The sequence below is a fragment of the Mycobacterium sp. genome (assembly GCF_052143115.1).
GTDB lineage: Bacteria > Actinomycetota > Actinomycetes > Mycobacteriales > Mycobacteriaceae > Mycobacterium.
In genome coordinates this window covers 1-24,615 of the sequence record NZ_JBKQTQ010000191.1, presented here as the reverse complement: position 1 = coordinate 24,615, position 24,615 = coordinate 1, and the positions used below count along the sequence as shown (strand labels likewise).

9 protein-coding genes and 1 pseudogene are annotated in these 24,615 nt (G+C 63.5%); 1 reads left to right on the top strand and 9 read right to left on the bottom strand.

Going from position 1 to position 24,615, the window contains the following annotated elements:
- From ACLQI9_RS20010 to ACLQI9_RS19975, 8 genes are all read right to left on the bottom strand, one after another.
- Positions 1–2,961 carry an MMPL/RND family transporter gene (locus tag ACLQI9_RS20010; RefSeq protein ID WP_442382337.1) on the bottom strand — a complete coding sequence of 987 codons (2,961 nt, stop codon included), beginning with the start codon at positions 2,959–2,961 and terminating at the stop codon, positions 1–3.
- Positions 2,958–3,377 (bottom strand): MmpS family transport accessory protein, encoded by a 420-nt coding sequence (locus ACLQI9_RS20005; protein ID WP_442382369.1) that lies wholly within the window; start codon positions 3,375–3,377, stop codon positions 2,958–2,960. Before ACLQI9_RS20005 ends, ACLQI9_RS20010 begins: the two co-directional genes overlap by 4 nt.
- Positions 3,378–3,561: 184 nt before the next feature.
- Positions 3,562–4,626 carry an NAD(P)H-dependent amine dehydrogenase family protein gene (locus ACLQI9_RS20000; protein ID WP_442382338.1) on the bottom strand — a complete coding sequence of 355 codons (1,065 nt, stop codon included), beginning with the start codon at positions 4,624–4,626 and terminating at the stop codon, positions 3,562–3,564.
- 247 nt (positions 4,627–4,873) lie between these two features.
- Positions 4,874–5,524, bottom strand: coding sequence for a GAP family protein (locus tag ACLQI9_RS19995; protein WP_442382339.1), 651 nt, complete (start codon positions 5,522–5,524; stop codon positions 4,874–4,876).
- Between the two features lie 32 nt (positions 5,525–5,556).
- Positions 5,557–7,290 carry an AMP-binding protein gene (locus ACLQI9_RS19990; protein WP_442382340.1) on the bottom strand — a complete coding sequence of 578 codons (1,734 nt, stop codon included), beginning with the start codon at positions 7,288–7,290 and terminating at the stop codon, positions 5,557–5,559.
- A gap of 49 nt (positions 7,291–7,339) precedes the next feature.
- On the bottom strand, positions 7,340–8,470 hold the full coding sequence (pe, locus tag ACLQI9_RS19985) for an acyltransferase PE (RefSeq protein ID WP_442382341.1): 1,131 nt from the start codon (positions 8,468–8,470) through the stop codon (positions 7,340–7,342).
- A 44-nt stretch (positions 8,471–8,514) separates the two neighbouring features.
- The gene (locus ACLQI9_RS19980) at positions 8,515–11,481 is read right to left on the bottom strand and encodes an MMPL/RND family transporter (protein ID WP_442392054.1); all 2,967 of its coding nucleotides are present in this window, start codon (positions 11,479–11,481) and stop codon (positions 8,515–8,517) included.
- 142 nt (positions 11,482–11,623) lie between these two features.
- Positions 11,624–13,045, bottom strand: coding sequence for a condensation domain-containing protein (locus ACLQI9_RS19975; protein ID WP_442378629.1), 1,422 nt, complete (start codon positions 13,043–13,045; stop codon positions 11,624–11,626).
- A 293-nt stretch (positions 13,046–13,338) separates the two neighbouring features.
- Here ACLQI9_RS19975 and ACLQI9_RS19970 point away from each other — a divergent pair, with 293 nt between their 5' ends.
- Positions 13,339–24,429, top strand: coding sequence for a type I polyketide synthase (locus ACLQI9_RS19970; RefSeq protein ID WP_442392053.1), 11,091 nt, complete (start codon positions 13,339–13,341; stop codon positions 24,427–24,429).
- 28 nt (positions 24,430–24,457) lie between these two features.
- On the opposite strand, the pseudogene ACLQI9_RS19965 reads toward ACLQI9_RS19970, so the two are convergent.
- Positions 24,458–24,615 (bottom strand): annotated as a pseudogene (locus ACLQI9_RS19965) (acyl-CoA dehydrogenase family protein); the annotation flags it as partial.

The window sequence follows — 24,615 nt, the reverse complement described above, 5'->3', positions numbered from 1 at the left end:
TCACGATCTCTGCACTGCCAATGGCGCGGTGTTGTCCTCATCGATGGGTGCCGGCCGTGGCTTTGGTTTGGCGTTGTCACCGCGGGGGTGGACAACCTGGGGCCACCAGAACCAGCGGCCCAGTAGGGTCGCCAGCGCGGGCATGAACAGCGTGCGCACCACCAGGGTGTCGAGCAGCAACCCGATGCAGACCGTCGAGCCGAACTGACCCAGCACGGTCAGATCGCTGCCCAGCATCGCCGCCATGGTGAAGGCGAACACCAGACCCGCCGATGTCACCACCGCGCCGGTGCCGGCCATCGACCGGATGTATCCGGTCTTGAGTCCGGCGTGAATCTCTTCTCGGAACCGGGAGACCAGCAGCAGGTTGTAGTCGGAGCCGACGGCCAACAGGATGATGACCGAAAGCGCCAATACGATCCAGTGGACGTGTATACCGAACAGGTCCTGCCAGATCAAGACCGACAGTCCGAAGGACGCCGCGATCGAGCTGCTCGCGGTCCCGACGATGACCAGGGCCGCCACCACGCTCCGGGTCAGCAGCAACATGATCATGAAGATCAGCGTCAACGCCGAGACCACCGCGATCATCAGGTCGTACTTCTCGCCATCGGCCATGTCGCGGAAGGTGGCTGCGGTTCCGCCGAGATAGACCCTGGCGTCGGACAGCGACGACTGCTTGAGTCCTTCCTGGGCGGCGGTTCGCTCGGCCGACACCCGGGCGATGCCCTCGGGTGTCATTGGGTCACCCTGGTGAGTGATGAAGAACCGCACCGACTTTCCGTCGGGGGAGAAGAACATCTTCACGCCGCGAAGGAATTCCGGGTTGCCGAACGCCTCGGGCGGCAGGTAGAAAAAGTCGTCGTTCCGCGAGGCGTCGAAGCTTTGGCCCATGACGATCGACGTGTTGCTCATCGCCTCGATTTGATTGATCATCGCCTGAAAGGTGCTATGTAAGGTCAGCGTAATTGCGCGAGTGGTTTTCAGCGATTGGATCTGCGGCGGCAAGATCGCGGCTATTTCGTGCGTGAGCACGTCCACAATCCCGATGTCTTTTGACACGCCCTGCAGCTTTTCATCAAGTTGATCGATTCCGTCCAATGCGTCGAACAGCGACCGGAAGGACCAGCAGACGGGAATATCGAAGCAGTGTTTCTCCCAGTAGAAGTAACTGCGGATCGGGCGGTAAAAGTCGTCGAAATCCGCGATGTGGTCGCGCAATTCGTTGGTGACGTCCACTATTTCTCTTGTGAGGCGGGCCGTGTCATGAGTCGTGTCGGCCAGCTGATTCGTGATCTTAAACAGCCGCTCCAAGTAGTCTATTGTGATCCCCAACTCGTCGGCCATCTTCAGAATGTCGTTCATTCTGTCTTTCAGAAAGCCCATGTTCTGCATGGTCGTCTGGCCTTGAATGCTGTTCTGAAAGGGAATCGAGCTGTGCTGAATAGGAATCCCCAGGGGTCTGGTGATGTCCTGGATCATCGCGATACCGACGGTGCGGATCTCGTTTTTCGCGACCTTGTCCAGCACCAGCATGTCGGCCGTGTTGCGCATGTCGTGGTCGGCCTCGATCATCAGGATGTCCGGATTCATCCGGGCTTCGGAGAAGTGCCGGTCGGCCGCGGCATACCCGAGGTTGGACGGCGCCGACGCGGGCAGGTAGTGGCGGTCGTTGTAACTCGGCTTGAACCCGGGCAATGCGACCATACCGACCAGAACGACCGCCGCGCTCACCGCGAAAATCGGTGCGGGCCAACGCACGACCGCGGTGCCTACCCTCCGCCACAGTCGGCCGCGGGACTGGCTCTTCTTCTCGAACAGCCCGAACCGGCTGCCGATGAAGACGACCGCCGGGCCCAGTGTCAGGCCGGCCAACACCACGACGATCATTCCGATGGCCACCGGTGGGCCCATGGTGTTGAACCAGGGCAGCCGCGCGAAGCTCAGGCAGTACGTCGCACCGGCGATCGTCAGGCCCGACCCCAGTACAACGGGCGCGACTCCACGAAATGTCGTGTAGTAGGCGGTCTCCCGGTCCTCGCCGGCCAGGCGCGCTTCCTGATACCGGCCGATGAGGAAGATCCCGTAGTCCGTCCCGGCGGCAATCGCCAGCATCGTCAGGATGTTCGCGGCGAAGGTTGTGAGCCCGAACGCGTTGTTGTAGCCCAGCACGGCGACGATTCCGCGTGCACAGGCCAGCGCGACGAAGGTCATGAACAGCTGGATCAGCGTGGTCACGATCGAGCGGTAGACGAGCAGCAGCATGATTGCGATCGCGGCCAACGTGAACAGCGTGATTTTGGCCAGGCTGCCGTTGCCGATGACGTGCATGTCGTCGGATAGCGCCGCGGGACCGGTGACATAGGCCTTCACCCCGGGCGGTGCGGGTTCGTTATCGACGACCTTGCGGACGGCCTCGACGGAGTTGTTGGCTTGGGTGGTGCCCTGGTTACCGGCGATGTTGACCTGCACGTAGGAGCCCTTGGCGTCGGCGCTCTGCGCGCCCGCCGCGGTGAACCTGTCACCCCAGAAGTCCTGGATGTGCTGGACGTGCGCAGTGTCCTTGCGGAGCTTGCGCACGATGTCGTCGTAATAGCGGTGTGCGGCCTCGCCGAGTGGCTGCTGGCCTTCCACGACGACCATCACCGTGCTGTTGGAGTCGAACTCGTGGAAGTTGTGTCCCATCCGCATCATCGCCTTCATCGACGGCGCGTCAAGGGGAGCCATCGGAGCCGAATGCGCCTCGCCGACGACTTCCAGCTTCGGGACGGCGACGTTGACGATGACGGTCAGGGCGACCCAGCCCAGGATGATCGGGATCGCGAAGATGCGGACGAAGTGCGGGATAAACGGTCGGTGCCGGTGCCCGGATTCGGTGCGCTCGGTTGAAGGGGTGCTGGCGTTGTCGAAGCGCTGCTCCTCACCATCGCTTCGCGATGCATCGTCGCCGGCGCGGGTCATGCGGACTTCACCAGGCAGTAGGTTTGCGCGTTGACGCCGTCTGCGCTCTGATGCTCGCGGAGGACGCCGTCGACGGTGATGCGGCAGCTGATGTGGTGAGCGTCGGTTTGGGCCATGATGTTGGCGCTGACGGCGGGCAGCGTGGTGGAAAGTGTGTACGACCACGGTAGCGGCGCGCCGTTGACCTGGTGTGTGTTGGCGTCGGCGTCCCAGTAGTTGAGATTCGCGGTGCTGCCGGGCGGCCCGTCGACCTCATACTTCACGACCTTTGGGTTGAACTGCACGATCTTGATCCCGGCCCCCGCGTTTGCATTCAGGTCTTGCGAGCCGAATATTTTGTGCAGGCGCGACACCACGAGTCCGGAAACCGACAGAACGACCACTAGAAGCAACGGTATCCACCAGCGTCTGAGCAAACCGCCAATCGAAATCGCTCTCACTCGGTCTCCTCCCGCCGGCCCGTCCGCAGTCTTTTCCGTGCCGATTGAGCTCGTGTCCCTCAGTCATCATCGCCGATGATGAGAACCTTCGCTCGGCTAACTATGCTAGACGGTAGGGCACGTCCGCGTTCCGCTAGGTTCCCTTCAGCTGTCTAAGCACTTAATGCTGCGCCGCCGCACGGCCGGTGACGGGCGGCAAGTCGGCCAATGTCACGATCCCCGGCCTGGCCGCGACCACTGCGGGCACCGCGTTGGTGACCGGCATCGCGGTATAGATCATGCCCAGGCCCATGAAGCCCGGCTCGGTCCAATCCTTCGGCGGCAGGCAGTGGATAACCGTGCGCATATTCGGCAGACCGAACACCTGAATGACGTGGCCGTGCTCAAGCGGTTTCGGCGGGACCACGTGGTTGCCCATTGTCCAGTTGAACCCGACGCTGACCACGTTGTGGTCGCCGACCCAGCCGCGGTGATAGCCGTAGACACCGCCGACGGTCCCGGCCGGGATCTTCATGAAACCCAGGTCGGAGTCGCCGGTGGCCGCGGTGAACGTGACATCGAAGGTCATCTTGTCCAGCTTCGCCCCGATCGCGTCGGCCATCATCGCGGCCGACTCGGCGAAGACCTCGCTTTCGCGTCGCACATTCTCGGCCAGCCCGGGCGCATCGGGGTCCTGCGAGAAACCCATTGCGGTCTGAGTCTCCGCGGATTCGTAGGTCGAGCAGTCCACCGACTCGGTGATGCGGATCTCGTCGACCCGTTCGCAGGATCCGCTGAGCGCCATGCCGACCAGGTTCGTCATTCCGGGGTGCGCACCGCTGCCGAAGATCGTCGATCCGCCCCGCTCGCAGGCGTCGAGGATCCGTAGCCGGTCCTGCGGGGTCTGCTTGCCACCGGTGATCCAGGCCGCGCTGGTACACACGTTGACGCCCGACTCGAGCAGCCGAACCAATTCGTCGACGCCTGCCCACAACGGGTTATAGCAACACGCGTCGGGTCGAAGTGCCAGCAGCGCATCGATGTCATTGGTGGCCTTGACCCCGGTCGGCTCCGGCCAGCCGGACAGCTCGGCGGCGTCCACCCCGACTTTGTCTTGCCCGTGCGCGTACACGCCGACCAGTTCCATGTCCGGCCTGCCGATGATGGCGTGCAGCGATCGCCGCCCGATGTTCCCGGTGGTCCACTGGATCACACGAAACGGACGGTCTGCGCTGGTCGTGCTCATCGGGTGCTCCTTTGCCGGTGCGGTTGGACTCATTATGTTCAACCGGGTCCACGTGCACACGAGCCGGGCGTCCCAATATTCAGAGCGAACTTAGCCGCGGCTAAAAATTTGGCCCGTCATCTGTTGCTGTGTTGCGGCGACTGCGATTGTGACCACACAGCAAACAGCTGCAGTAGCGTCGACGTCTATGGTGATCCTCGATATGCAATTGGCTTGAAGCTGCTGGGCTTTCGCGTTTGAGAAAAGGTCAAAGCCCGGCCATGCCGACCGCGATGAACACACAGCCGGCCGCGGCCAGCAGGATTGCAACTTCAAGGCGGCGACGCGATCGAATCCAGTTGTGCAGCGCTGTCATCGACATGGCGGTTGTCTTGGGCGCCAGTAGATAGGCCAGCAGCGGAATCTCTACGAGCGCGAAGGCCACGACGATGTACATCAGCAGCACTGCGACTTGCGTCAGGGCTGTCGCGCGGGAGGCCAGTATGACGGCTAGCGTGGCAAGATAGTCGACCGACGGCAATGCGATGCCGAGACCGGCGATTCCCGCGACCCACAGCGAATACGCGCTCAGCAATCGTTGGGCCGGCCTCGCCAATCTTGCCGGGCGCGAGCCCAATCGTCCGGGGACGGGCACGGCCACGACTACAGCGACCAATAGCGCGAGGAACCCGATCAGAATCTGAACTTTGGGCAAAGTGAAGTAGCTAGACTCCAGCAGTCTGCGTCGAAACACGAACAAGACAAGCAGACCCACCGTCGTTCCCATTGCGAAACCGCCAAACAAAAACGCGAGCAGGTGCAGCGCCGGTCTGGGCCTGTTCAGCATGAGCACGGCCATACCGATTCGGAACGGTTCGACGCTGACGGCAAAGGCCATTACCAGGACAGTGACCAACATTGGTAATTCTGGGAACGCGCCCACGGGTCGGCTTAGGCGTCCAACCGGGTGAATTGGTCCTGGCGGTACTGCTCGACACAGGCGGCGCGCCGGATCTTGCCGCTCGTCGTGGTGGGAATCGACCCGGGCGATACCAGAACGAGGTCCCCGACATTCAACCCGTGCGCGTTGGATATCGCGGAGGTGACGTCGCTTTTGACCAAACTGAGCCGGTGCATCGCCTCCTCGTTGGAATCGCCTCGCTTCTTGAGCTCAATGATGGTGACCAGCTTCTCGGTACTGTTCAGCGGGACCGATATCGCCGCGACCCGACCACGTGTGATCTCTTGGATCGTCGCCTCAATGTCCTCGGGAAAGTGATTACGCCCATGGATGATCAGCAGATCCTTGATGCGGCCGACAATGAACAGCTCACCCTCGGAGATGAAACCCTGGTCGCCGGTTCTTAGCCAGGGTCCGTCAGGCGTGCCCGGCGAAGGGTCGACGAGCATTGCGCCGAAGCAGCGCTGCTCCTCCGGCGGTTTGCGCCAGTAGCCGTCGGCGACATTGGCGCCATGTACCCAGATCTCGCCGACCACGCCCTGAGGGCACTCGCGGTATGTGTCGGAGTCGACGATCCGCAGCGTGGGTGATCGTGGCACTTTGTATTTGACCAGCTCTGTGCCGGTCCCTGACGAACACCGCTGAACGCGGCCCGCGGACAGCTCCCCGAGATCGAAGTGAACCGCCTCCGATGATCCACTCCAGGTGCCAGCCGCCACGAAGACGGTTGCCTCCGCCAAGCCATATGAAGGACGCATCATATGGTCCCGAAAATTGAAGTGAGCAAACCGATCAACGAAGTGTTGCAATGTGGCCGGCTCGACACGTTCGGCACCGCTGATGATGCCCACCACCCCGCCGAGGTCTAGCCCGGCCAGGTCGCTGTCGGTTGTTTTGCGGGCGGCCAAGTCAAAGGCGAAGTTAGGCGCCGCTGACCACGTCGCAGGACTCCCGGCCAAAGATCGCATCCATCTGGCCGGCCTCTCCAAGAACGAAATCGGACTCGTCAGCTCGCCGCGAAAGCCGCCCAGGATTGGTGCGCAGACTCCCAGCACCAAACCCATGTCATGATAAAAGGGCAACCACGAAACAATCGTGGATGGGGGTTTAACGTGGGAGTCCGCGAAAAAGCTGCGCATCAGCTGCTCGAAATTCACCTGGAGGTTGCGGTGCGAGATCATCACCCCGGTTGGCAGTCGGGTCGAACCTGAGCTGTACTGCAAATACGCCGTGCTCGGCAAGTCGGCTGTCCGAACGCTTGTTCCGCCATCGACGTCCAGATTCATCGAATCGATTTCGACGATCTTTGGAACAGCGTCCAGGCGTGCTTGATCAACATATTCGGTGATATCTTCGGCGACCGCGGACGTTGTGAGAACAACTGAGGGCGACGTATCGGCAAGGACCGCACTTACACGCTCATCACGCGAGCCGCGGTGCGGCAACGGGAGCGGAACTGCGATAAGCCCAGCCTGCATGGATCCCAGGAATGCCGCAATGTAATCAAGGGACTGGGGAACCAGGATTACTGCCCTGTCTCCGACCGACCCATAAAGGTCGAGCTCGCGTGCCACATTTAGGGTTCGGCGGGATAACTGTGACCACGTGAGACTCTCGGGAACACCCGCCCAGTCGTCGTCGTAATTGGTAAAAGTGAACGCTACGTCATGGGGCCGCAGGCTGGCACGCCCGTGCAGCATGGCGAGAATAGATGGCGGAGACATAGGCGTCACATTACGTCCGTAATAACTCGTCGAATCCGTCGGCTCGGAGTCAGGCGCCGGCTTCGCCTGCGCCGTGCGACAACACGGACATGGCACCGGCCAGGATCTGCGAGAACGGGTCTGCGCCGCCGCCGAATGTCGCCTGGTTGGCCGGCGCAGTGACGGCCGCTGGGTCGAACCCATGCACCGGGTCCACCTGAACCGGAGCGGTCGCCGGGTCGTCGTTTCGCGCATAGCCCGCATTCACCCGGGGTGTCAGTATTGCGTCGAGCTTGTTCAGCGTGTCTTCCGGGATCCCGATGTAGGCCAGCGCCATGACAAGAGGAAGGTGCTTTTCCGGGACCATGATCGTGGTGTCTTTCGCGCCCCTGGAGTTGATCGTCGTTCTGATGTTCTGCGGCGGCACCATGCTCGCGTTCGTGAAGGCCACCGCGGTGTGACCGGTGGCGAGGCCCATGACCGTGTTGGCGAGAGCAAACAGGTTGTCCGGCCGGTCGGGGAAGTCCGCGATCGAGTCGTACGCAGCCACGAACCTGTTGGTGTCGTACTGGCTCTCGTATGGCGGCGGCATGGTGTAGTCGAGTGCGGGAACAACGCTGCCGACCGGGAACATGGCGGTCAGGAAACTCTGGCCGAAGGCGTGATGTCCGATCGGGTCGCCGAATGTGGCGAAGTTCAGTGTGTTCGGCGGGGGAGCGGTCGGGTCAGTCGCCAGTCGGGCCTGCGCGCCATCGACGACGAACCCACCCTCGGATAAGCCGATCGCCGTACCGGGGCGACCGGTGGTGCGAATCGCCGCGTCGAGGTTGTTTATTCCCTCGTCGACCGACTCGCCGACGCTGGGACCGTCCATACCCAGGCCCGGGAAGGATTCATCGATCTTGCCGATGCCGGGGAAGAGTCGCTCTAGCACGTGGCCCTGAACCTGCCCCGCCGGGTAGCGAACGATTTGTCGCTGCTGGCCGGGGAACCAGTCAGCGCCCTCCATGCGGATGTATTGGTCGTAGGGGATGCCGAGGACGTGAGCGCCGCCGAGGGCGTAGGCGGTCTGATCGCCAGGCGCCCCGGGACTCGGCGGCCCGCTGATGGGCGTGTCGTCGGCCGAGGCGGTTCCGAAACCGAAATATCCTGTGGCGCTGACAGTTACCAGCGCCGTAACTCCTGCGACTAGTTTCTTCATCCCTACTCCTGACCCCTCGGCTTCGTCTCGTAGTCTCACATACATCACTCGTGCGCGCGAACCCGTCCCGGCCACCAGTTCGCCCGCCCGACCAGCGCAGCCATGGCGGGCACCGTTACGGTGCGCACCAAGAAGGTATCCAGCAAGATTCCGACGCCGATCACGAAACCGCCCTGGACCACGGTGCTGATGCTGGAAAACAAGAGACCGAACATCGAGGCAGCGAAGATCAGACCCGCCGCAGTGATCACACCGCCGGTCGAACTCAGGGTGCGAATGACGCCGTAACGCATGCTGTGCGGAGACTCGTCACGCATTCGCGAGACGAGCAGCATGTTGTAATCGGCTCCGACCGCGACCAACACCACGAATGCTAGTGGGGGCACGCTCCAATGTAATTGCTGGCCGAGTATGAATTGAAATACCAGCGCGCCAATGCCCACCGCCGACAAATACGAAATCACCACGGAAGCAACTAGATACAGCGGCGCGACAACCGCACGCAGCAGCGCGATCAAGGTCAGTAGCACGACGATGAGGGTTACGGCGATGATGAACCGGATGTCGTGTTCGTAATAGTCGCGCGTGTCCCGCAGGCTGGCGGTGTATCCCGCCATCGATACCGTGGCGTCCGCCAATGCGGTATTCGGTTGGGCTCCCCGAGCGGTTCCACTGATTGCGTTGACCTGATCCATGGCTTCGGTGCTGAACGGACTGAGTTTGGTTTGAACCAAGTACCGCACCGAGTGGCCGTCTGGCGAAATGAATATCTTGGCGGCCTTGTTGAACTGCTCTAAGTGCAGCAGCTGGGACGGGATATTGAACCCGGCCATGGCCGGTTGCGCCGCGTCATGTTTCAGCGTCAGCAGAAACGCCGCCGACTCACTGAGCCCGGCACCCATCTGTTTGAGTTGGTCGACGAGTTGTGCCACCGCGTCAGCCACTTGCCGGCTCCCACCGGCGAATCGGGCTGCGCCATCTTGCAGGCTGTTCAGGTTTGCCTGCAGGCCACCGGGTTGGTCCATCCCCATGGAATGCAGCACCCTACTGACGTTCGCGAACGCACCACGCAGGCGGTCCATCGATGCGTTCAGGGTCTGCCTGTCTGGAAACGTCTGCAGTTGTCGAGCCAGATCATTGATCTGGTCGAGGTCCCCCTGATCGCGCGCACCGACCAGCCGCTCAAACTGCCCGCGGGTAGCGCTGCAGGACGAGTCGAGATCGCAGACCGGGTTGCCCTGCAGCGCCGTCAGAACCGGGAATATCCAGCCGAACATGTCCTTGGCGGCCGAAAAGTTCCAGCCCATGGAATTGCTGAGCGAGTTGACGGCGTCGACGAGCTTGGCTGCGGTGTCGACCTCCTTGACCAACGTGTCGCCACTGTACTGGGTTCTCATCGATGACGAAGCGTCGATCAGGCCCTGGATACCGATAACGAGCTGGCTGACTTGGCCTCGCATATCGCCGAGGTTGTCGGCCAGCGTGCCGGCCCCTTCGGCCAGCCGGTTGAAGTCATCGGTGTGGTCGTTGATCTCGTTTGACCCACTGGCCAGAAAGGTGCCGATAGCGCCCGCCTGATATGTGGCTCTGAATTGCTCTGGCACAGCTCCGGTGGGACGAGTGATGCCACTGACTGCAGCGATATTCGGCAGTTGGCTGACTCGGTCCGCCATTTGCTCCAAGTCTGCAAGGGCCTGCGGCGTGCGAAGGTCATGCGGTGATTGGATGAGGATGTACTCCGGAATGGACTGATTCACGGGGGAATGGCGATCCAGCGCGGCATACCCGATGGAGCTCGGTGCAGAAGACCGCAGGGCCTTGCGATCGTCGTAGTTGTAGCGCACCAAGCCGGCGCAGCTGGCCAGGATGATCAACACAAGCACACTGGCAACCAGATGGACCTTCGGCCGGCGCACAATGCGTATGCCCGAACGCCGCCAGAACCGAGTGGTCAGTTCGCGCCGTGGCTTGACCCAGCCGCGTGGCCCGGCGAGCACCAGAATCGCCGGCAGCAACGTCACCGCGGCGAGGAACGCCACGCCGATCCCAATCGCCGACGACGCTCCGACCGTTTTGAACACGCCCATTCGGGCGAAGCTTATGACGAGAAAAGTGATTCCGACGGTGGCGGCGGATGCCGTGATCACTTTTCCGATCGAGATCATTGCCCCCTTGACCGCCTGATCGAAATCCGCACCCAACCGCAAATGGTCGTGATAGCGGCTGATGAGAAAGACCGCGTAATCCGTTCCGGCGCCGGCCATTATCGCGCTCAGAAATATGATGGACTGGTTCGAGACGCCCGAGCCGGTCAGTTGGGAGAATCCAGCCACTACCGCCTGCGCGATCACCAGGGATATCCCGATCGTTACCAGCGGCAGCAGCATGGTGACCACGTTGCGGTAAATCACCAGCAGGACGATGAGCACCAGAACGGCGATCGCCAGCTCAATCGGAAGCCGATCCCGAGTGCCCGCGACCGTAAGGTCGGCGACGGTTGCCGCGGGGCCGGTGATATTTGCCGTCAGGGGCGTTCCGGCGACGGCGTGTTTGACGATGTCGCCGATCTGGTTGAAAGCGGCGTAAGACCGTGGAGTGCCCAACTCGCCCGCGACGCCGACCGGCAGCACCCAAGCTTTGTGGTCCTTGCTGGTCACGACCGAACGCAGGGGTGGCGTGCTGACGAAATCCTGCAACATCAAGACATCTCGCGTGTCATGGCGCAGCGCGTCCACCAGTTTGCGGTAAGCGGCTTCGTCGGCGGGGCCAAGCCCCTTGTCGTCGGTCAGGACCACCAGCAGGAGGTCTTCTGAGCCCGATTCGTGAAACGCCTCGGTCATCTTTCGAGCGGTGACGCTCGACGGTGCATCGCTGGGCAAGATGGCAAGCGGATGCTTCTGGGACATCTCGTTGAGGGATGGGAACGTCAGTGGTAGTGCGACCGCAATCGCGACCCAGAGCCCTATTACTACCCAGGGCCACCGCACCACAAAATCGGCTAGTCGTCGCATATCGCGCTCACCCCCGGTCGGCGCAGTCGTGCGCGCTCGCCGGCGACACTCGCCGACGCCCTGTCAAACCGCGCAATTTCGTACCGTGCCCGCCCGGAAATTGCGCATATTAGAAAAGCCCTAGCCATCGAATTGCTCCACGCTACGCGACGCGTCCCCAGTGCCCGCTATCAGCGACCCGCACGCACACGGACCTCATCGCCGCGATGTAACGGACAACTGATTTCTGGGCGACCGGGTTGTCGGGATACATGATCGCCATTACCGTGCCCTCCCCGTACCGAAATACATAGATCGTCAGTTGATATGAATACCGACCGTCAGAGTGGATTCCTATATTGTTCGCAAGACCCAGGTCGGCTGCTGCAAGGACGGCGTTGAGCGGAGCAGCGCCGCCATGGAAGAAGTTCGACACCGGGAAGTTTGGCTGTGGCCAGCTCAACCACGGCGCCAATTCCAGTACGCGGTAATACGGTACCTTCGCCATGTTCAGACCTGAATCGAAAGAAGCCTGCGCTGCCCACGCAGCATCGCCGAAAGAGGCCGCAGCAATTGGCACGGTGATCGGGACTAAGCCGGTAAACCAACCCTGCGTCATAAAATTGTCCGTAGTTCTGCGCGTATCCCTGGGAGTGAGGCCGTAATACGTGAGAGCGCCCGTAAACTCATACTCTACCAGGGCGTTGCAGGCGAACAAGCCGCCGACGAAGCGCGCGCCGGCCGCTGTGCAGGCTGACTCGAACCGCTCCGTCTGTTCTGCGTCCATCAGCAGCTCGGAGACCATGTCACTGTTACTCGGCTCCAACGGGTTACCCAGTGGGAGTGGGAATTCGGGAAAGCTACCATTGTTGTTCTCGGCGAAGTCAATCCATGCGCGTACCTCAGGCGAATCTACGGTTAACGTTGACGCGTACTGGCGCTCGCGGGCGCAGAAATCGTCAAAGCTGCCGGCATCGGGAAGCGCAAGGGGTTCACCGCCTCCGCTGAACGCCGCATACATTCCGTTGGCCTCAAGCATCGTTGCGCCAATCAAACTCGCGTCCCCGTGGACATGATCGATGGCGCCAAAGAAAGTGAAGTGACTCTCGTTTTGGACAATCCCGAAGGTGAAGCAGCCCCACTCCAGCGGATTCGGTATGGCCACGACATGAGCGCGTATTTCGTCAACCGTCATTTTGCCGTAATCGATCGGCGTGAATTCAATATCAGCAGGATCGCTGATGGTATGCTTTATGAACTCTCCATTACCGGTGTGGGCGAACCAACTGTGCAAGGTGTCATGCCGACGCAGGTATGCGTTGACAGCGTGATTCATGGCAGAAATATCACACTGGCCGGGTACTTCACAGGTAGTGATTAGTAGTCGCGAAAAGTCCAGCCCCGCGGCTGTCCGTTCGTAGTAATTACGAAGATGTTGGCCCTGCATGTAGCTGACCGGCACAGAACTGGCCGGCGCTTGTCGGGCCTTTTCCTGAGCTGCGGTCGTCGGGTGCCAGGAGATGACCGATCCTGGGGGCGGCGTCCAATCATCGAGTGAGCCGATCGTAATCTTCCCGATGCGCAAAACTTCGTCCTCCTCCGTGTGAACGGCTCCGATCCCGCCACGTTAGCAGCGAGATCAAGATAACCCTCCCAGCGGTCACTGTCGCCGGCGTGCGGGGACGGCGACGGAACGGCCCGGCGTGGGACGCAGACCGGCAGGCAATGCATGGCGATGATAGGGTCCCCGGAGCAGGCGCCCCATTTGCAATAGTGGCCGTCGGGAACGATGCTGGTGTGCAGCCGGGCCGCCCGCGGGGGGTCGAATCTTCACAGGCCCAGGCAGGGAAACAACCCCATGGCAGGGAGGACAACCGTATGGTATCCGTCGAAGATCTGGCGAAGCCGGCATCGGGTTTTGCGATAGTCGGCTACGCGGCGCGTTTCCCGGGCGCCGCGGACGCAAACGAATTCTGGCAGGTGCTGCGGGAAGGCCGGGATGCGATATCGGAGGTGCCCCAGGACCGGTGGGATGCCGACGAATTCTTCGACCCGGATCCCGATGCGCCCGGGAAGGTTGTGACTCGTCGGGCAGGTTTCGTCGATGACGTAACGGGGTTCGACGCGCCGTTCTTCGGTATGTCGACGCGCGAAGTCAATTCGATGGACCCGCAGCATCGGCTCTTGCTGGAGACGGCGTGGCGGGCGGTGGAGCATTCGGGCACCGCGCCAACGGCTTTGGCGAACACCAACACCGGTGTGTTCATCGGTTTAGCCACCAATGACTACCAGGGAATGGCAGCGGACCAGCTGACTTACCCCGAGATCGAAGCCTATCTGGCAGTCGGGACGTCGTATGCCGCAGCAGCGGGCCGGATCAGCTACCGGTTGGGGCTGCAGGGCCCGGCGGTCGCCGTTGACACGGCGTGCAGCTCGTCGTTGGTGGCAATCCATCAGGCATGCCAAGCGCTGCGCTTGGGGGAATGCGACCTCGCGCTGGCCGGCGGCGCCAACGTCCTGCTCACCCCAGCGACCATGATCACCTTTTCCCATGCGCACATGCTCGCGCCCGACGGCCGGTGCAAGACATTCGATGCGGCCGCGGACGGCTACGCGCGCGGCGAGGGTTGCGGTGTCATTGTCGTGAAGCGGCTTGAGGACGCGATCCGCGACGGCGACCGGATCCGGGCCGTGATCCGGGGCAGCGCGGTCAACCAGGATGGCGCATCGGGTGGTTTGACGGTGCCGAACGGCATCGCCCAGCAACGGGTTATCGCCGAGGCGCTGGAGCGCGCCGGCATCGCACCCGGCGACGTCGGATACCTGGAGGCACATGGGACCGGGACATCGCTGGGCGATCCGATCGAGGCCCAGGCCGCCGGTGCGGTGTTCGGCGTTGGCCGCGAGGCGAGCCGGCCGCTGTTGATCGGCTCGGCGAAGACGAATATCGGGCATCTGGAGGCAGCCGCGGGGATCGCCGGCGTGATCAAGGTCATCCTGTCGCTCGAGCACGAGACTTTGCCGAAACATCTGAACTTTCAAAATCCGTCGCCGCACATCCCCTGGGACCGGCTTGCGGTGCAGGTTGTCAAGGAGGCCACCCCCTGGGAACGCAACGGTGGGCCACGTATTGCGGGAGTCAGCGCGTTCGGGTTCGCCGGGACCAACGCGCACGTCATCCTCGAGGAAGCGCCTGATGAAGTAGGTCAGGTCGCTGTGGCGCCGGGCCCGGTCGACCAGCCCGGGGACCGACGGTTCAGCGTACTTCCGCTATCGGCGCGCACGCCCGCCGCATTGGCGCAGATCGCCGAGGATTACCGCGGCTGGTTGAGCGCGCATCCGGAGGCCGCCTTGGCGGACGTGTGCTTTACCGCCGGGGTGGGGCGAGCACACTTCGAGCACCGGGCCGCGTTGGTGGTCAATTCGAAGGAATCTGCCAGTGAGTTGCTCGGTGCGCTCGCGGACGACCGCCCGGCACCTGGTCTGGTGCGCGGAGTATCCGATGACACGCCGAAGACGGCGTGGCTGTTCACCGGTCAAGGCAGCCAGTACGCCGGCATGGCCCGGGAGCTGTTCGACACCGAGCCGGTGTTCGCCGAGACACTGACCCGGTGCGCGGCAGTGGTCGCTGACGTTCTCGAAAAACCATTGCTGGACGTTATTTTCGATGCGGATGGCCCAGACAACGAAGAGACGCTGCGGCAGACCTCCTACGCCCAGCCCGCCCTGTTCGCGGTGGAGATGGGCCTGGCCCGCCTCTGGCAGTCATGGGGCTTCGAACCCGACGTGGTGTTGGGCCACAGCGTCGGCCAGTATTCGGCGGCCTGCGTCGCGGGCGTGTTCAGCCTGGAGGACGGCGCGCTGCTGATGGCCGAGCGGGGCCGCCTTTTCGGCAGTTTGCCCGCGGGCGGTCGGATGGTCGCGGTGTTCACCGTCGCCGAGCGCGTCGAGAGCCTCACCGACGAGTTCCCAAGCCTGTCGGTTGCCGCCTACAACGGCGCTAACACCGTACTGTCGGGACCCCGGAATGATCTGGACCAAGCGGTGGCCCGGCTGACGGCCGACGGTGTCCGATGCGACTGGCTAGACACCAGCCACGCGTTCCATTCGGCGCTGCTCGATCCGATCCTCGACGAGTTCGAGTCCTATGCGAACCGGTTCAATTTCAGCCCGCCACAGAGAATTTTGGTGTGCAACCGCACCGGCGCCACGCTCGGGACGAGCGCGAAACTCGATTGGTCCTATTGGCGTCGTCACGCGCGCCAACCGGTGGAATTCGCCAAGAGCGTGCGGACGCTGGCCGATCTGAGTTGCAAAGTGCTCCTGGAAATCGGCCCGCAACCGGTGCTCACCGCCGCGGCACTGCGGGCATGGCCCGACCCGTCCACCGCACCGCGCGCGATCGCGTCGTTGCGTCGTAACACCGCCGACCACCGCCAGATCACCGAAGCCCTCGCTGACGCGTACGTCCTCGGCCACCTGCCCGACTTCGGCTCTGTCATAGGACCGGCGCGAAAGCTTGATCTGCCCACCTACCCGTTCGAGCATCGCCAGCACTGGTTCACAGAGAAGCGGGTCCCGCCCACCCAACAGGCCTCGAAGCAGAACGCAGCCGTGCGCACCGACGCCGTCCGACTTCTCGAGGACGGCCAGATCGAGGAACTCGCCGCGTTACTCGACGGTACGAGTGACAATCAGCAGACCGTAGAAATGCTGACAAAGCTTGCCGCACAACACAACCAACAACGTACAACGCGGTCCATCGCGGATGATCGCTACGAGGTTCGCTGGGAGAAATCCGCCGCTGGGATCTCAGGGGTCTCAGAAGGCGGCGAGGGATCTGCCTGGCTCCTCATCGGCGATGATTCCGACGCGGTTCAGCCGTTGGCCGATGCGCTCACCGCGCATGGGTACCGGCATCAGATTCTCGGGTTGCCGGTGACCGACGCGGACGAGGAACGGCTCGAAGCCACGTTGCTTGCTGCGGCGGCCGACGAACCGCCGCTACGGATCGTGCACTTCGCGGCCCTAGACGCCGACACCGCACCATCGATGCGGTCGCTGTTGCGGATGCAACACCGAGTGCTGGGTGGAACCCGCCGACTCTTCCGCGCCGCCGTCGCCGCAGAACTGCGCAGACCGATCTGGGTGGTAACCCGTGGCGCACAACGAGTCACTGACACAGACTCCGTGTCACCGGATCAGAGTTGCCTCTGGGGATTCGCTCGCGCCGCGTCGCTGGAGCATCCGCAAGTGTGGGGCGGACTGGCAGACTTGTCAGAAGGCAGGGAAAACGAAGCCGACGAGTGGTCGCGGTTGATCAAGGTGGCGGCAGCACCGTCCGGCTCGGCCGGTATGGAAGACCAGATCGCGCTGCGTGGTCAAGACGCCTATGTTCCCCGGCTGGTTCGACGAATCGGGCGGCCGACCGCTACCCCGCTGGCATTGCGTGCCGACGCAACGTATCTGGTGACCGGGGGGCTGGGTTCGGTCGGACTGGAAATCGCCGGATACCTGGCCGCGCACGGCGCCCGGCATCTGATGCTGACCGGCCGACGCTCACCCAGCGATGCGGTGCAAGGGCGCATCGATGCGTTGCGCGAACAGCACGGCTGCGAATTCCGGGTTGTCGCGGCCGATGTCGCCAATGCGCACGAGGTCGAGCGCCTGTTATCCACTGTGCAGGCCGAACTGCCGCCGGTGGCCGGCATCGTCCATGCCGCCGGTGAGATCGGTACCACCCCGCTGCGCGATCTCGAGGACGCCGAAGTAGATCGAGTGTTCGCCGGGAAGGTCTGGGGTGCATGGCATTTGAGCGAAGCTGCTGCGGATCTGGAGCTGGACTTCTTCCTTAGCACCTCCTCGATCGCTTCGGTGTGGGGCGGATTCGGTCAGACCGCCTATGGCGCGGCCAACGCCTTCCTCGACGGGCTGGCCTGGCGGCTGCGCGAACAGGGAGTCGTGGGGATCAGCGTTAATTTCGGTCCCTGGTCGGCGGGCATGGCCAACGCGGAGGCCCGTGCTCGACTGGATCAGCGCGGGGTCCGGACGCTGTCGCCCGCCGATGCATTGGCGGGGATGGCTGACCTCATGTCTGCTTCTTCGGTACAAGGCACTGTGGCCCGTATCGACTGGGCCCGCTTCCTGCCGCTCTACCAGCAAGCGGGTCGGCGCTCGTTCTTGGCGGAGTTGGAGCGCGAAGTGCCTGATTTGGCGCCGACACTTACGCCGGCTGGGAAGACCCAGCTGGTCGAGCAGCTCACCCAGGCCCCGGTGCAGCGGCGTAAGAAACTTGTCGCCGATTATCTGCGCCAGGCAGTGGCGGAGGTGACGCGGGTCGATGCCGCGGAGATCCGCGAGGACGCCGGATTTTTCGATCTCGGCATGGATTCGCTGATGGCGGTCGAATTGCGCCGCCGCCTGGAGCAAGCAGTGGGCCAGGAGTTGCCGGCGACTCTGGCGATGGACTACCCCCGTCTGTCCGAAGTGGGTGATTACCTACTGGGCGACGTGCTCGGGCTCAGCGAGCAAGCGGATGCCAAAGCCGGGCCCCCGCCAGCCGCGGTAGCGACGACACGCACCGACGAGCCGATTGCGATCGTCGCGGTGGCGTGCCGTTTTCCTGGCGCGCCCGATCCCGAGGCTTTCTGGGATGTGTTGTCCGGCGGTGTCGATGCGATCCGGGAAGTGCCAGATGATCGATTCGACATCGACGAGTTTTACGACCCGGATCCAGAGACTCCAGGCAAGATCTACAGCCGCTTCGGTGGATTCCTCGACGGAATCGACGGATTCGATCCGGAATTCTTCGGTATTTCCCCGCGCGAGGCTGTGTGGATCGATCCGCAGCAGCGGCTGATGCTGGAAACTGCGTGGGAGGGCTTGGAACGCGCCGGGTATTCCCCAGGGGCGTTGCGCGGCAGCCGAAGCGGCATTTTCGTCGGGGTGGCCACCAACGAGTATTCGCACCTGCTGTCCGCGCAATCGGTCGAGAAGATCGAGCCGCACTTCATCACAGGCAATGCGCTCAATGCCATTTCGGGTCGGGTTGCCTTTGCGCTCGGGCTCGAAGGGCCGGCGGTTGCTGTCGATACCGCGTGCAGCTCGTCGTTGGTGGCCGTTCATCAGGCCTGCCAGGCATTGCACTCCGGTGACTGCGATTTGGCGTTGGCCGGTGGCGTGAACGTCTTGCTGAGTCCGGTGTCCACCATCGCCGCATCGCGCGCCAGGATGCTTTCCCCCGATGGCCGATGCAAGACCTTCGACGCCTCCGCCGACGGCTATGTGCGCAGTGAAGGCTGCGGCATTCTGGTGCTCAGGAGGCTCAGCGACGCGGTGCGCGACGGCGATCGGATTTGCGCGGTCATCCCGGCCAGCGCGGTCAATCAGGACGGCGCTTCCAGTGGTTTGACGGTGCCCAACGGGGGCGCGCAGCAACGGCTTATCACCACGGCGCTGGCTCGCGCGGGTCTGGCCGGCGGCGATGTCGACTACCTCGAGGCGCACGGGACCGGCACCGCGCTGGGTGATCCGATCGAAGTGCAGGCGGCCGGGGCCGTCTATGGCGACGGTCGTGACGCGGACCGGCCATTGCTGATCGGGTCGGTGAAGACCAACATCGGCCACCTCGAGTCGGCATCGGGGGTCGCCGGCCTGATCAAAGTCGTGCTGTCGCTACAGCACGAAGTGCTGCCGCAGAGCCTGCACTTCGAGACACCGTCGCCACATATCCCGTGGGACTCGCTGCCGGTGCGGGTGGTGGACAAGGCGATTCCGTGGCAAGCGAACGGCAGGCCGCGACGTGCCGGCGTAAGTTCGTTCGGGTTTACCGGCACCAACGCACACGTGCTGATCGAGGAGGCGCCAACACAATCGGCGACTGCGGACGAATACTCCACAGGCGACATCTTGGCCGACGTCAACGTGGGATCGGAGGCGGAAACTCAAGATGAGCCGGTCGGCGTGCTGTCGCTGTCCGCACGCTCACCGCAGGCGCTGGCGGAGTTGGCGCAGCGATATGGGCACTGGCTGAACGCCCACCCCAAGGTCGACATCGCTGACGTGTGCCTCACGGCGGGAGCAGGGCGTTCGCATTTCGAACACCGCGCCGGGCTGGTCGTCGATTCGGTTCAGAGCGCGCGCGAGCTGCTGGCCGAGCTGGCCGAGAACCGGATCCGACCGGGAGTGGTACGCGGCGAGTGCACGGACCCGCCGACGACGGCGTGGTTGTTCACCGGGCAGGGCAGCCAGTACCCGGGGATGGCACGCGAGTTGTTCCACGCTGAGCCGGTTTTCGCCGACACCGTGAAGCGATGCGCAGAAGCGGTCGACGGGACGCTGTCGCGTCCGTTGCTGGAAGTGCTGTTCGGGACTGACCGGGACGCCGGCGCCGAAGCCGGAAAAGCACTGCGGCACACCTCTTTTGCACAGCCCGCACTTTTCGCCATCGAGATGGGCCTGGCCCGGCTGTGGCAGTCGTGGGGCGTCGAGCCCGACGTGGTGCTGGGGCACAGCGTGGGCCAGTACGCGGCGGCGTGTGTGGCCGGCGTTTTCAGCCTCGAGGACGGAGCACGGCTGATGGCCGAGCGCGGCCGGCTGTTTGGCAGTCTGCCCGACGGTGGCCGAATGGTGGCGGTGTTCGCCGACGCCAAATACGTCGAGGAGATCGCCAACGAGGTCCCCCGGGTGTCGGTTGCCGCCTACAACGGCCCCAACACGGTGCTGTCGGGTCCCGGTGAGGAACTAGAGCAGATCGTCGCCAGGGGCGGTAGTGACGGGATCCGTTGCAGCTGGCTGGAAACCAGCCACGCGTTCCATTCGGAGTTGCTGGAGCCCGTGCTCGGCGAATTCGAGTCGTACGCAGCGCGATTGAAGTTCGCTGTGCCGACGATGCCGTTGGTGTGCAACCGGACCGGCACCGTTCTCAGGGCGGAAACGCCGCTCGACGCACAGTATTGGCGACGGCATTCCCGCCAGCCCGTGCAGTTCGCAGAAAGCGTGCGCACCGTGGCGGCGCTGGGGTGCTCGGTGTTGATGGAGATCGGTCCGCAACCGGTGCTGACCGGGGCCGCGGTGCAGGTCTGGCCGGAACATCTGGCCGCACCGCGTGCGATCGTTTCCCTCCGCAAGGGCATCGGCGACCGGCGCCAGATCGCCGAAGCACTGGCCGCGACTTACGTCAGCGGGCATCGGCCCAAATTCGCTGCGCTGCATCGTCAACCTCGACGCAGACTCGAACTGCCCACCTATCCGTTTCAGCACCGTCGCTTCTGGCCCAAGACTTCCGGTGTCGCCGGCATCGATGATCAGGGCGCTGCCGCGTCCGGCCTGCTGGGTAGTGCAAAGGATCTCGCTTCCGGCGACACGGTCTACACCAGCCGGCTGTCGGTCAAGTCGCAGCCGTGGCTAGCCGATCACGTCATCTATGGCACCGTTGTCGTCCCGGGGGCGACATATGCGGCGATGGCCCTGGCCGCCGTCGGGCCGCCGGGGCGGGTGCAAAACGTCTATTTTTATGAGCCGATCATCCTGCCCGAGAAGGCTTCTCGCGAAGTCCAACTGAGCATGCATCCGCTGGAGGATGGGGGCGGCTGGAGCTTCCGGGTGGACAGCCGCCCATATGGCGTCCCTGATGCTGAATGGTCGTTGAACGCCGATGGCACGGTTGCGACCGGTCTCGCCGATGAGCCTGTCGAGCCGGAGCCCGATCCGCCGGAGTCCATCGAAACCGTCATCGAGCGGTTGGACCGCAGTCGTCCACAGTACCTGTTCGAGACCTTCGCCGAGAAGGAGCTGGAATGGGGGACTACCTGGTCAACGTCCCTCAAATCGCTGTGGGTCGGCGACGGCGAGGCGATCGGCGATATCACGGTCGGCGAAGAACTCGCCGAACACCTCGGAACCGAGCCGATGCATCCGGTACTGCTCGATCTGTGCACCGGAGTCGTCTTCCCGGCGTTCCCGGCGCTTACGGCTGCGGAACGAGCGATGACCGATCTGTTCTTGCCATTGCGGTACGGGCGGGTGGAGCTGCGGGAGAAAATGCCTCGGCGGTTTTATTGCCGCGGGACGTGGCGTGTCAGCCCCCTCGACAGCGAAACCCAAGTCTTCGATATCGATTTCGTCGATCGGGATGGTCGCCACCTGGGCGGGATCCACGAGTTCACGGTCAAACGCGCGCCCCGCGAGGCGTTGTTGCGTGGGCTCGGCGGCGATGCCACCCGGCTGCTGTACACCCTCGGCTGGCACGAGGTGCCGCCGCAGCCATCGAACGGTGATGGCGAGGGCGCCGGAAACGTAAACGGCACCTGGCTGGTTGCCGGATTCGACCAACTGGCGGCCGACCTGCCGGGCTGCATTTCTTTCGACCGCAATACGGATCCGGAGCTCTTGGGTCAGCTGTTGGCTCAGGCTCATGACCGGGGCGTGCCGTTCGCCGGCATCGTCTGGCGCAGTTCGGGACCGAGTGCGGAAGAGTCGAGCGCTGAATCTGCCGCGCGCCTGGAAACCGAAATCGCCCATCTGCTCAGCGCGGTGCATACCCTGGAGGCCACTGATGACTCGGCGGCGGTCAAACTTCCCGGTGGTCTGTGGATCATCACTGAACGGGCCGTGGCGACCGAACCCGGCGAGCCGGTCGACCCGGTGCAGGCGGCGCTGTGGGGACTCGGGCGCACCATCGTCAACGAGGAACCGGTCATGCGCTGCAGGCTGGTCGACTCCGACGGATCAGAGCAGGCCGTGCACGCGCTGGCCGGTCTTCTCAGCACTCCGGTCGATGAACCCGAACTCGCTGTGCGGCAAGGAAAGTTGTTGGCGTCCCGGTTACTGCCCTGGGCGCGGGGTGGTCACCTGGCGGTTCCGCGTGGAACAGATTACGTGCTGGCGCCCACTGAACGCGGCGCGATCGACAACCTGCGTCTGATCGAGGCGGAGGTGTCGCCGCCGGCCGAGGGCCTTGTGCAGGTCCGGGTGGAGGCCGGCGGTTTGAACTTCCGGGAGGTGCTCAATGTGTTGGGCCTTTACCCGGGCGATCCGGGCCCGCTCGGCGGCGACTTCGCCGGCATCGTCACCCAGTTAGGTAGTGGCGTCACCGGACTCGAGGTCGGCCAACGCGTCTATGGCTTCATGCAGGGCGCGTTCGCCAGCCGGTTCAATGTGCCGGTTCAGTTGCTGGCGCCGTTGCCCGACGGGCTCAGCGCGGTGGCCGCGGCCACCATTCCGGCTGCGGCACTCACGACGCGGCTCGCGTTCGACTGGGCGCAGCTGAAGCCCGGTGACCGTGTGCTCATTCACGCCGCAAGCGGTGGTGTCGGATTGGCCGCGATCCAGATGGCGCAACGCCAAGGTGCGATTGTCTTCGCCACGGCAAGCACGTACAAACGCGCGACCCTGCGCAAGCTGGGTGTGGAATATGTCTACGATTCGCGCAATATGGATTTCGCCGACCAGATCCTTGCCGATACCGACGGTGCCGGCGTCGACGTGGTGGTCAACAGCCTGACCCACGAGGGATTTATCGAGGCAACGGTACGGGCCACCGCCCAGAATGGCCGTTTCGTCGAGATCGCCAAGCGAGACATCTGGACTCCGGAGCAGATGGCGGCGGCCCGTCCCGATATCGCCTACGAGATCGTCGCGTTGGACATGACAAGCATGCAAGACCCCGACCGCATTCGTGGCTTGCTGGATGAGGTGTCGGACGGGTTGGCCACGGGCGAGTGGACGCCACTGCCCGCCGAGATCTACCCGCTCACTGAGGCGAAGACGGCGTTTCGCCGCATGCAGCAAGCGCGGCATATCGGGAAGATCGTCCTGCAAATGCCGAACCCATTACAGCTGCGAGGCGACCGGAGCTACCTGATCACTGGGGGGCTCGGCGCCATCGGCCTGCACACCGCGTCGTATCTAGCCCAACTCGGGGCCGGTGACATCGTGCTGACCAGTCGCCGTGCACCCGATGCGCAGGCGCAGCGGGCAATTGAGGACATCACCGAGCGCTACCGGTGCGGGATCCATACCTTCGCGGCCGATGTCGGCGACGAGGCGCAAGTCGAAAATCTACTGCAGCGGATCCGCGCGGAATTGCCTCCGCTCGCGGGAGTGGCGCATTTGGCCGGCGTGCTCGACGACGCGCTGCTGTCACGGCAGACCCTGGAGCGGTTCTGGACGACGTTGGCGCCCAAGGCGTTCGGTGCGATGTACTTAGACCGGTTGACGAAGGACGACGACCTCGACTTCTTCATCGTGTCCTCCTCGGTGTCCAGCTTGCTTGGCTCACCCGGTCAGGCTAACTACTCGACCGCCAATGCGTTGCTCGATGGACTGGTCGCGGATCGAAAGGCGCGCGGCCTGCCGGCAACCGGGATCAACTTTGGTCCCTGGGCGCAGGGGGGCATGGCGTCTTCGGAGGCCGCGCGCGCCAATATCGGTGCGCAAGGCCTCATTCCGCTGGAACCGACGGCGGCCCTGGGCGCGCTCGCGGAGGTTGTCGCCACCGGGACGGGGCAGGCAACCGTCATCAAGGCCAACTGGCAACGTGTCGCCAAGCTGCTGGGCGGTGCGCGTCCGCCGATACTCGACCTGGTGTTGCCAAGTGCTGTCTCGGAGGCGACCGGCGACAGTGAGATGCTCAAGCAGTTGCAGGAGATACCGGCCGCGCAGCGCGCCGGTTTCATTACCGAATTCCTGCAGCGCGAAGTGCAGGGTTTCTTGCGGCTCGCGCAACCGCCGGCCGCAACCAGTCGGTTCTTGGACCTGGGGACGGATTCACTGATGGCGGTCGAACTCCGCAACCGGCTGCACAGCCAGTTCGGCGGCGCCTTCACGATCAGCGCTACCGCGGTATTCGACTACCCGACGATCGGCGGGCTCGGCGAGTACCTGGCCGGCCAGATGCCGGAGCTGGCCGCACAGTCGGGTCCACAGTCTAAAGACGCAGAATCCGTCGAGGTGCCCGCGCCTACCTGATCGAACAAATAACGAGATGGGCCGTAGCTCAGTCTTGTAGTCGGACCAAGCCGTAGTCGGTGATGTGGTCGATCAGCACCCCCAAGTGATCCTGCGAGGATCCCAGGGTTTGCTCGATCGCGGTGAGCCGGGCCGCGTAGTGGCTGACCGGATACTCCACGGTGATGCCGATGCCGCCGTGCATCT